We start from the raw sequence: 9944 nt of genomic DNA, 5'->3' as shown, positions 1-9944 counted from the left end.
GGCCCGCTCCCTAATTTGATCCTCTTGTGCGGTTTTTTCGCCGCCCCCCCCCGTACACCACCACCCCCCCGCGCCGGGGGCCTGGCCCCCCCGCCCCCCCCGCGGCCCCTTCGACGTGCGGCTGAGCACCGGATGGTGCCTGATGCAGTCCCGCCTGGTGACGATGGGCATCGCCGCCGAGCCGGACGGCGCCGGGACGCGGCTCGCCGTGTGCGGGGCGGCGCGTCCAGCCGCCCTGGGCCCGGTGCAGCGCGTCTACCGCAGCCTGCTCGGGAAGCGCCGCACACGAGCCTTCTTCCGCGCGGTGGAGCACCGCGCCGCCCTGCGCTGACCTCTCAGCAGGTACTGGCGTCGGGGACGGCCGGACGGTCAACTGACGCTGTTACGGAGCGATGTCACCTGGGCCGGTCATCTGCGTCTCCCCTCTGCCCTTGCCCTCCGAGCCGGTCCGTCCTCTCGCGTTGGCGATGAGCTCCCGCAGGGCCTCGGCCACCAGCATCGGCCGCTCCTCGTGCAGATGGTGTCCGGCGCCCGGCACGATCCTGACGGTCAGGTCGTCCGCGTGGGGCTCACCGCGCAGCAGGGCCGGCGGGATCACCGGGTCGTGCTCGCCGACCAGCACGAACGTCGGGACGGTCAGCCGCTGGCGACGGTGGGTGCCCCGGAAGCCCGCCGGAATGTCCCGTACGACGTACTGCCAGAACATCGCCTGCCAGGCGTGCGCCGAGGTCTGTGCCGCCGCCGTGAACTCCGTGAGGTCCGCGTCCTGCCAGGCTCGCGGGTCGGCGACCGCGCGCCGCAGCAGGTACCGGGTGAAGGCCGGCCAGTGCCGAAGGACCAGCCGTCCGGCCACCGGGTACTCAAGGAAGGCGGTGAACCACATCCGCCACAGATTCGGCAGGACGTCACGGTGACGCGTCCACGGGTGCGCCATGTTCAGCGCCAGGAAGGCGCGGAACCGCCCCGGGGCCCGCTGGCAGAGCCGGAAGCCCACCCCGGCACCCCAGTTGTGCCCGACCAGCGTCACCCGGTCGAGGTTCAGCTCGTCGAGCAGCGCGAGTACGTCGTCGCCGAGTCCGTCCGTGTCGTAACCGCGCCTGGTCTGCTCCGACCAGCCGAAGCCGCGCAGATCGACGCAGATCAGCCGGTGATCGTCGGCGAGCAACGGGACGAGCGCGCGCCACGCGTACCAGTGCTGCGGGAAGCCGTGCAGCAGCACCACGGGCTCGCCGCTGCCGAACCCGGCGATGTGCAGTCGTGCCCCACGGACCGTCACCCATCGGTGCTCGGCCCCTTCGAGTGTGGGCAGGGGGCGGTCGCTGCTGATCATGTGGGAAATCCCTTCGCCGGGTGCGAGAAGCCGCTTACACCCGCCAGGAGGCGGCCGCCCCCGCGAAAGTTCCCTCGTATCTGCACGGCCGTACGGTGCTGCGGTCCAGACCTGTGGTCTAGGCGTCGGCGAGGTCCTGGCCGGGCTCCTGGCCCGGTTTCTGGCCGGGATCCTGGGCGGAGGCCGTGGCGTCGGCGGTCTTCGTACGGCCCCCGGCCAGCCGTAGCGTCACGGCAGCCACGACTCCCGCCACCAGGCCGAAGGTGAGTGCGGCCGGGACGCCGTCACCGAGGCCGGTGGCCAGGTGCAGCAGCCCCCAGCGCAGACCGGTCCCGTCCGTCGCCATCCGCAGCAGCTGGCTCGCCAGCAGGCCGAGCACGGTCGCGCACACCGCGCCGACCGCCATCGCCGGGACGGTGACGCGGGTGAGCAGTCCGGGCAGCCGCCGCAGGGCCCACCACACCACGGCGAGCAGCAGCACATCGGCGGCGCGATACAGGAGCCAGTCACCGAGGGGCGTGCCTGCCGGGCCGGTCCAGGCACCGAGCAGCAGCCACTGACGCAGGAGGTCGCCCGCTTCGGAGAACAGTCCGTAGCTCGGGGAGATCGTCTGGAGGGCGGCGGCGACCGACTGGTACGAGAGGACCACCAGGGACAGGGCGATCACCGCGGTCCCGGCGGTGGCGGCCAGGCGGGCGGCCCGCGCCGGGACTTCCACCGGCGGCCGCGGATCGTCTCCGTTGGCGGTGGCCCGCGCGGCGAGCACGGTCGCCACCGCCGCGACCAGCGCGGTCACCACCAGGATCTGCCGCCCGGAGCCGATCACGCTCGCCAGATGGGGCAGGAAGCGGAAACTGCCGTGCCCTCCTGCGGCAAGCATCCACGGTGCCGAGACGGTCACCGCCAGGGTCCCGGCCACCACACCCCACGCCCAGATCGCGAGCAGCGCGGCCGCCGTCCGGCCGCGGCCGCCCACCGGCGGCAGCCTGCGGACCAGGAGCAGCGCCCCGAGCAGGAAGAAGGCGAAGACCGTGCCGAACCGGATCTGCAGTGCGGTGGTGTACAGCGAGAGGTAGCGGGCCGCGTCGATCGGGGCTGAGTCCCCGACCCCGCCGGACGGCTCGCCGCCGAGCTGGGCCGAGGACGGGAGGTCGTACGACCAGGGGGCGAGCCAGTGCTCCAACTCGGCGGGGGCCGGGCCACCGATGACGTTGGTGGCGCCCGGCAGGTGCAGCGCATGCGCGCTCGTCCCCGCCCACCACAGAAGCGCCGTGAGCACCACCGCGCCGACCAGTGCCGGTATCGCCGCGCGCCGATATGTCATGTGTTCCCCCGTCTTGGTCATGCATCCTGCGAATCCCCAGTTCAAGTGGAGATTACGGGGGGTTGATCACACGCGGATCACGGCCGTGCGCCGTTGGGCCGGGCCGGGAAGCCATGTGCCCGGGCGGTCAGTACGACGACGAGGACCGGGACGAGGAGGGCCAGGACGGTCCAGGGGAAGGCGTCGGCTCCGACGGCCTGTAGGAGGAGGCCGCCGATGATGCCGCCGGCGGCCATCGCCGCGTTCCACAGGGTCACCAGCATGGCCTGGGCGGCATCGGCCGCCCCGCCACCGGCTTGGCCTGCGGCGGTCTGCAACAGGGTGGGAACGCCGCCCCAGCCCAGGCCCCACAGAGCGGCGGCGACGTACACCAGCGCGTGGCTGCCGGAGAACGCGCCCAGGACCGCGGCGGCGACGCCGACCAGCACGGCGCTGGCGAGGGTCAAGGTGCGCAAGTGGCCGTGGATGAGGGTGCCGACGATCCAGATGCCGGCCAACGAGGCGATGCCGAAGACCAGCAGAACCGCGTCGGTCCGGCCGCCGAGGCCGATGTGGTGGAGGAAGGTGGCGATATAGGCGTAGAGGATGGTGTGCGCCAGAACGAAGACGAGGGTGACGAACAGCACCGGGGCCACACCCGGGACGCGCAGGGTCCGGCGCATGGGGAGCTTGCCGCCGGTCCTCTGGCCCGGGTAGTCGGGCACGGCGACGACGATCCAGACCAGCAACACCAAGGTCAGGGCGGTCATGGCGAGGAAGGCAGCCTGCCAGGAGACCACCTGGCCCAGGAAGGTGCCGGCCGGGACACCCAGGGACAGTGCGACGGGAATGCCCGCCATGGCGATCGCGATGGCCCGGCCCTCCTGGTGAGGGGCGACCATCCGGCGTGCGTAACCGGCCAGCAGGGCCCAGGCCAGCCCGGCGGCCACGCCGGCGACGAACCGGGCGACGAGGGTCAGCGGGTAGTTCGCCGACCACGCGGTAACGGTGTTGGCGACGGCGAAACCGGCCATGGCCGTCAGCAACAGGCGCTTGCGGCGCCAGCCGGCGGTGGCGGTGGACAGTGGGATCGCCGTGAGCACCGTGCCGAGCGCGTAGATGGTCACCGTCTGGCCGGTCGCCGACTCGCTCGTGTGCAGGCCGGCGCTCATCGCGGGCAGCAGCCCGGCAGGCAGGGTCTCGGTGAGACTGGTGAGGAACACCGCGATGGCCAGCGCGAGCAGCGCGCCGATCGGCAGACCATCGCGCGTAGTTGATGACTCGTCAGGAGCGAGCGCTGAGGGTGTGGCGGTATCAGTGGGTAGCTTTGTGCTTCGCATGAGGGGATGCTGAAACCTTCCCATTAGTGTGAAGGTCAAGTCCCGCTCGCATGCGGGCGGATCCGTCCGAGCCGGCTGGCTGCCTGCCTGAACGGCGGCGGTCCGAAGAGGGGCGACTCCGCACCTCGATCGTCCGTGCGAGAGGTGGCTACGATCTCGCCCATGACCAAGCTCTTCACGCACCGGCTGCGGGTGCGCTACAGCGAGTGCGACCAGCAGAACGTGGTGTTCAACGGCCACTATCTCTTCTATTACGACGTCGCCGTCACGGAGTTGTGGCGGGAAGCCGCGGGGGGCTATGCCGCCATGCTCGCGGAGGGTGCCGATCTGGTGGTGGCAGAAGCGCGGATTCGCTATCGCCAGGGGGCACGTTTCGACGAAGTGCTCGACATCGAGATGCCCCTCACCCATCTCGGAACGACGAGCATGATCGTCTCCCCGAGATTCAAGGTCGGCGAACGGCTCATCGCGGACGGTGAAGTGCGGCATGTGTTCACCGACGCCGTGGCCGGCGGCAAGAAGGAGATGCCCGACGTCATCCGGAAGGCATTCCAGCCCTACCTCTCAGCAGCGGAATAGCGCCCGGACGGGCGTCAGTTGGTGCGCCGCGCATTGGCCTGTTCTCAGCCTTTCCGCTGCGCAGCCGGGTCACGGCCGGCACGCCCTGTCCGAATACTCCACAAGAAGTTCGAGATTTGATCGAGCCTCCGTGGGTTAGCTTCCTCTCATCGCCTGACCGCCCGCCGTTGTGGCCGCGGCTCCCTTTTCAGGCGCGAAGTCGATGGGGGAACCATGGACATCGCACTTCCGACCGACGACACCGGTGGCCCGGCCCGCTGCTGTGTGTTTCTCTCCGACAACAGGACCGGCGGCCCCGTATCCGGGGCGCTGGCATTTCTGGAAGCCCAGCTGACCGTTTTGGAGGAAGGCCCCGGCGGTGAGGTGGGGGCTGCCGCCCGTGCCGGGGGAACGGCCCGCATTCCGTTGGGTTTGCTCGGCAGTGACCACGCCGGGTACCTCTCGTGGGACCTGGCGCCGCTGTGGCGGCAGGCGCTGCAACTGGCGGAGCGGCCCGACGGCTCCACCGCCGAGGTGCGGCTCGCCCATGTGTGGCTGTACCTCGGCGGTCCGCTGCAGAGCGCGGTGGACGTCCTGGCCGAGGCCGACGAGCGGGCGCAGGCGCTGGTCCTGCGGCTCGGCGTGGATCGCGACGGTGTCTTCACCGGCTCGGCCACCGGCTTCCCCGCGATGCAGTCGCCCTCGCTCCTCGACTGGTACCTCTCGCCGGGCTCCTTCGCGTACGTACCGGCCGAACTCATCGGGCAGGACGGCTGCGAGACCCTGCTGCCGTCCAATGTGGCCACCCAGCAGTACCAGGTGCACCAGATCGTGACCGTCCCGGATCTCACGGCGAGTCTGGACTTCGGCGCCCAGTACACGGCCCCGGCCGGGGAGGGCGGCGGAACCTCCGCCCCCTCCGGTCACTCCGCCCCCTCCGACCACCCCGGCCCCTCCGACGTCTCCCCAAGCTCCCGCGCCCTCGCCGGCTTTCCGGTGCCCCTCGCCCTGGTCATCAGCTACGACGTGACCTGGATCCCCGTGGGTCACGGGCTCGGGCAGGTCACCTACAGCCTCCCGCTGGCACCGGGTGAACAGGTGCAACTCGCCGTCGTGGACTGGTCGCGCACCTCGACGGACAGCCGGCTGGAGGACATCGCGCTCACCGACGACCTGGAGCATGCCCTCACCCGTGACCGGACCGTCGACGAGGTCGTCAAGGGCGCCGTCAACGAGTGGCAGCGCGGCGGCTCGGTGATGACCGGCGCGGCGGGCGCGGCGTCGATGGGCATGTTCGGCGGCTCCGCCGCGATCGGCGGCGGCTACGCCACGACTTCGGGCGACCGGAGCGTGTCGGCGGACACCGTGCAGAACCTGCACGACCAGATCCGCCAGCACTCCACCTCCGTACGTGACATGCGCAGCACGGTGGTCGTGCAGTCGCGCCAGGCGGAGAGCTCCACCGCGCAGACCCGGACCGTACGCAACCACAACCACGCGCACGCGATGACCCTGCTCTACTACGAGGTGCTGCGGCACTTCCGGGTCCTCGTCGAGCGCGGCAGGGTGCGGCCGGCCGTCCTGCTGCCCGCGGCCTCCCCGAACCTCGACGACGAGCTGGTCATCGTCCGCTACCGCCGCCTGCTGCAGGCCGGGCTGCTCGATCCGCGGCTGGCCGGGGGATTCGACGCGGTGGAGAAGTACGCCGCCTGGCGGGAACTCCAGCCCGAGGTGCCGGTGCCGCCCGATCCGGGCAGTGTGGAGTTCATCCTCTTCCAGTTCCGCTTCACCATCGGTGACCTGTCCAGCTTCCAGGACCGGGTTCCCACGACGGTCACCCTGACCCAACGGGCGCCGGACGGCGGCCAGAAGGTCACCAATCTGATCCGTCCGCAGCACAGCGACTGGGACCCCGATCCGACCCATCTGCAGAATCCCGGTGACTTCCAGCACACCCACGCCGTGGTCGATCTCGCCGGTGCTCCCCGGCCCGACGAGCGCGTCAACTGGCGTGATCTGCGGACGATTTCGGTGACCCTCGTCCCGCCCCACACGGAAGGCAGGAATGACGACGTCGCCGTGGAGCACCTGGTCGTCACGGCCGTGGACACCGCGGGCAACACCCACCTCCTGGTCGACGAGCCCAGCGGCAAGCTGTTCCAGAAGCCGTCCACGACCTGGGCGCTGGCGGCCCGGCAGGCTCCGGAACCCGCGCCCGCACCGACCCCGTTCCAGCGGCTCAGCGATGAGGAGAACCTGCTGCGGATCCGGCTGCGCAGGCACCTGGTGCAGAACCGCGAGCACTACTACCGGCTGATCCGGCTCGGCGAGGACCCCAACGCCCGGTGGACCGAACTGGCGGGCAGCAGCCTCACCGTCGGGGGCACCACGCGCCCGCTGTTCCAGGCGGTCGAGAACCGCGCCCTGGAAGTGCTCGGGGATTCCACGGCGTTCCCGCTCGACCCCGCGCTGTTCGACGGGGCGGGCGAGGGGCCCGTGCGTCTTCCGGAGGTGGAGCCGGCCCGCAGCGAGCAGTTGGTCAGCCTGCCCACCCGCGGAGTCTTCGCCGAGGCCAAACTCGGCCACTGCAACTCCGCGGAGGTCATCGACAACACCCGGTTCTGGGACTGGCAGAAGTCACCCGATCCGGACAGCGCCCCGCAGATCGCTGCGGTGTCCACGGCGAGCCGGGAGGTGGTCGTCTCCACGGCCCCCTCGGGGCTGCCCGCCTCCGCGGTCACCATCGTCCAGCCGCCGCAGGCTCCTGATCCCGTGGGCATGGCGGCGGTCCTCCAACTCCTGGGCAAGGGCGACATCTTCCGCGACGAGTCGATGCAGAAGGAGATCGCCGCCCTGCTGACCTCACTGGCGAGCAACGCGGCCGGGCTCGCCGGCAAGAACCCCGGCACGCCCGGCACACCGGGCACGCCCGGCAGCGGCCCGACGCCGGGCACGGGAACGGGCGGCGGTGCGGGACCAGGCACCCCCGGCACGGGCTCCGGCCCCGGCGCTCCGACCGGCGGCGGCACCGGCACCCCGGGCGGTGGTGTGCCGGGCGGAGGCACCGGCACCGGAGGCACCACGTCCCCAGGCACCGGCGGAACGCCTGCCGACCCGGGCGGCACCCCGGGTCCGACAGGGCCCGGCACGCAACCCGGCACCGGCGACGGCGGCTCCGGTACGCCGAAGCCTCCCGCACCGGCGCCGCGTCCCACCCCACGGCCGCCCGTTCCCATCGGCTCGGACAACCGCTCGTTCGTGTTCAGCTTCGCCCCGGTCAGTTTCGGCCCGAGCGAGGCGGACTGGGAGCGCGGAAGGTTCGCCATCGCGATCTTCCAGGACGGCAAGCCGGTGCTCAGCCGGGACAATGTGGAGCCCGCGGCGCCCAGCGTCATCCTCAACGGCAAGGTCGCCCCGGACAAACCGCTGGACATCGTGGTCGACGGCTCGTCCACCCACTGGGTGACCTACCCCTCGATCTACTCCTCCGCCATGGCGGGCAATTCATCCACCCGCGGGACGCCTCCCGGCATCCTGATCACCACACATCTGGTCGGCAAGCTGACGCTCACCGGCCTGGATCCCAAGCAACGCAGTTATGTCTTCTCGATCCAACGCGAGGTCAAGTTCACCTCGGTGACGTTGAGCGAGCAGCAGATCCGGCAGCAGGGTCTGGAGAAGGTGGTGTCGGGACAGATCAACGCCAGCTTCGACAAGGTGATTTCGTTCGGCGCGGGACTCAGCTCGTCCGAGACGTCCTCGACCAGCACCGGGACGACCACCAACAAGACGGACACCGTGCCCATCACGTTCTTCACCGGCCTGATGTCCATCAACCAGGTCAAGAACTGAGCCGGCCATGGCCGAGACGTGACTGTGGTGTGGGTGTGAGGGCCGAGGGCCGAGGGATCACGTCCCTCGGCCCTCGCCCCAGGCCGGTCCGGTCCCGTCCGGCCGATGACCGGGGCGATGTCTGTGACAGAGCCAGAGCCAGAGCCAGAGGCCGGGCCCGGGAGTAACTGCTCGCCTTCCGGCTCGCTCTCCCCTGTCCTATGACAAGAGCAAGTTCCCTCGGTGACTGGGGTGTTGGGGCGCGTGACCTGCGCATCCGGTGCGGCGGCGAAAGGTGGGTGCGATGGCGACTTGTGATCCCATTTACGGCTTCCCCGGGCGGGACAGCCCCTATGCTGTCACCTCGCAATGACTCTACGTGGTGAGTTTTTTGGGGGGAATGTGAAGAGGGCAGCGTTAGCACTGCTTGCCTGTGGGCTCGGCTCGGTGCTCTTGGTGGGGTGTGGAGGTGACACAGAGGTTGACCAGTCATCGGCCGACATCGCCGATGCCGTCAGGGACTTGCAAGGCGCCATGACGAAGGAGACAGCGGCCGTCAAAGCGGGCGACGCACGTCAGGAGACCGAGAACGTGCAGCGCGTCGCGCAGGTCGACCACGACCGGCTCGTGCAGCTGGCGGAGCGCGCGCCGGCGGACACGCAGAACTTCGCCGACGCGGCCGAGTCGTGGGCCAAGGCCGTGTTGTCGGACCGTAGTGCCGTCATCGCGGGGGCACGCGCGGACACCGGCAAGGCGGCGACGCTCAACATCCGCCTGGCCGCCAAGAAGGTGGACTCCGAAGCGGCACGGCTGGACATCACGCCGTGGCACAAGCTCGACCAATACTGACCGGGGCCTTCCGGCGGCCAGCAACTCGGGCCCTCGCCCGACGGACCGGCCGTCGACCTGCTCTCAGCGACGCACTCCGCTGCCTCGGACCGACCGCCGAGGCGCGGAGTGCGTTTGCTCTGCCAATGCTCTGCGAATGCTATGCGAACTGGCCGGGCCGGTAGTCGCCGGCGGGCTGCTGGACGATGACGTTCAGGCGGTTGAAGAGGTTGATCAGGCCGATGGCGCAGACAAGCGCGGCGAGCTGCTCCTCGTCGTAGTGCTTGGCGGCCTGCGCCCAGGCCTCTTCCGTGACACCGCCGGCCGCGTCGGCGATCCGGGTGCCCTGCTCCGTCAGCTCCAGGGCGGCGCGCTCGGCGTCGGTGAACACCGTCGCCTCCCGCCAGGCCGCGACCAGGTGGAGGCGCGTCGCGGTCTCGCCGGCGTGCGCGGCCTCCTTGGTGTGCATGTCGGTGCAGAAACCGCAGCCATTGATCTGACTGGCGCGGAGCTTCACCAGTTCCTGTGTCGCGGCCGGCAGGGTCGAGTCCGCGAGCACCTTGCCCGCAGCGACGATGTGCTTCCCGACCTTGGCCGCGATCGGGCTGGTGAAGAGGTTCAACCGAGCTTCCATGGTGCACTCCTGTGCCGTCGTTGAGTGATGACACCTCTTGGACGGAACAGCTCCCGCACGTTGTGACACGAAGGAATGTGACGCGCGTCTCCTGTCGCATGACGGAGTGGGCGGGGCGGG

At 70.5% G+C, this 9944-nt stretch carries 8 protein-coding genes; 4 read left to right on the top strand and 4 right to left on the bottom strand.

Translation table 11 applies throughout. The features are described 5' to 3' along the window. Positions 1-142: 142 nt before the first annotated feature. Complete coding sequence (locus tag AB0E02_RS36090) at positions 143-331, top strand: hypothetical protein (protein WP_362147935.1); 189 nt, start codon at positions 143-145, stop codon at positions 329-331. Between the two features lie 51 nt (positions 332-382). Here AB0E02_RS36090 and AB0E02_RS36085 read toward each other — a convergent pair whose 3' ends face one another. The 3 genes from AB0E02_RS36085 to AB0E02_RS36075 all read right to left on the bottom strand — a co-directional run bounded on the left by AB0E02_RS36085 (position 383) and on the right by AB0E02_RS36075 (position 3973). Beyond that, positions 383-1330 (bottom strand): alpha/beta hydrolase, encoded by a 948-nt coding sequence (locus tag AB0E02_RS36085; protein WP_362147932.1) that lies wholly within the window; start codon positions 1328-1330, stop codon positions 383-385. 118 nt (positions 1331-1448) lie between these two features. Beyond that, positions 1449-2654 carry a hypothetical protein gene (locus tag AB0E02_RS36080; protein WP_362147943.1) on the bottom strand — a complete coding sequence of 402 codons (1206 nt, stop codon included), beginning with the start codon at positions 2652-2654 and terminating at the stop codon, positions 1449-1451. Positions 2655-2731: 77 nt separating this feature from the next. Further along, positions 2732-3973 (bottom strand): MFS transporter, encoded by a 1242-nt coding sequence (locus AB0E02_RS36075; RefSeq protein WP_362147929.1) that lies wholly within the window; start codon positions 3971-3973, stop codon positions 2732-2734. A 162-nt stretch (positions 3974-4135) separates the two neighbouring features. On the opposite strand from AB0E02_RS36075, the gene AB0E02_RS36070 reads away from it, so the two are divergent. The 3 genes from AB0E02_RS36070 to AB0E02_RS36060 all read left to right on the top strand — a co-directional run bounded on the left by AB0E02_RS36070 (position 4136) and on the right by AB0E02_RS36060 (position 9211). Beyond that, positions 4136-4552 carry a thioesterase family protein gene (locus AB0E02_RS36070; RefSeq protein ID WP_362147926.1) on the top strand — a complete coding sequence of 139 codons (417 nt, stop codon included), beginning with the start codon at positions 4136-4138 and terminating at the stop codon, positions 4550-4552. 213 nt (positions 4553-4765) lie between these two features. After that, the gene (locus tag AB0E02_RS36065) at positions 4766-8383 is read left to right on the top strand and encodes a hypothetical protein (protein ID WP_362147923.1); all 3618 of its coding nucleotides are present in this window, start codon (positions 4766-4768) and stop codon (positions 8381-8383) included. A gap of 513 nt (positions 8384-8896) precedes the next feature. Beyond that, a complete protein-coding gene (locus AB0E02_RS36060; RefSeq protein ID WP_362147920.1) occupies positions 8897-9211 on the top strand; it encodes a hypothetical protein in 315 nt (104 codons plus the stop codon). Between the two features lie 139 nt (positions 9212-9350). Here the strand turns inward: AB0E02_RS36060 and AB0E02_RS36055 are convergent, their stop codons facing one another. Further along, a complete protein-coding gene (locus AB0E02_RS36055; protein WP_362147917.1) occupies positions 9351-9824 on the bottom strand; it encodes a carboxymuconolactone decarboxylase family protein in 474 nt (157 codons plus the stop codon). Between the last annotated feature and the right edge of the window lie 120 nt (positions 9825-9944).

The sequence above is a fragment of the Streptomyces sp. NPDC048196 genome (assembly GCF_040652715.1).
In the GTDB taxonomy this organism is placed as follows: Bacteria; Actinomycetota; Actinomycetes; order Streptomycetales; family Streptomycetaceae; genus Streptomyces; species Streptomyces siderophoricus.
Note: the sequence above shows the minus strand (reverse complement) of the source record. Positions and strands in the feature narration are given on the sequence as shown.

What these genes read in the sequence shown, in the direction of transcription:
- AB0E02_RS36090 (WP_362147935.1), top strand. Translation starts at nt 143, where the DNA reads ATGCAGTCCCGCCTGGTGACGATGGGCATCGCCGCCGAGCCGGACGGC.
- AB0E02_RS36085 (WP_362147932.1), bottom strand. Translation starts at nt 1,330, where the DNA reads ATGATCAGCAGCGACCGCCCCCTGCCCACACTCGAAGGGGCCGAGCAC.
- AB0E02_RS36080 (WP_362147943.1), bottom strand. Translation starts at nt 2,654, where the DNA reads ATGACATATCGGCGCGCGGCGATACCGGCACTGGTCGGCGCGGTGGTG.
- AB0E02_RS36075 (WP_362147929.1), bottom strand. Translation starts at nt 3,973, where the DNA reads ATGCGAAGCACAAAGCTACCCACTGATACCGCCACACCCTCAGCGCTC.
- AB0E02_RS36070 (WP_362147926.1), top strand. Translation starts at nt 4,136, where the DNA reads ATGACCAAGCTCTTCACGCACCGGCTGCGGGTGCGCTACAGCGAGTGC.
- AB0E02_RS36065 (WP_362147923.1), top strand. Translation starts at nt 4,766, where the DNA reads ATGGACATCGCACTTCCGACCGACGACACCGGTGGCCCGGCCCGCTGC.
- AB0E02_RS36060 (WP_362147920.1), top strand. Translation starts at nt 8,897, where the DNA reads ATGACGAAGGAGACAGCGGCCGTCAAAGCGGGCGACGCACGTCAGGAG.
- AB0E02_RS36055 (WP_362147917.1), bottom strand. Translation starts at nt 9,824, where the DNA reads ATGGAAGCTCGGTTGAACCTCTTCACCAGCCCGATCGCGGCCAAGGTC.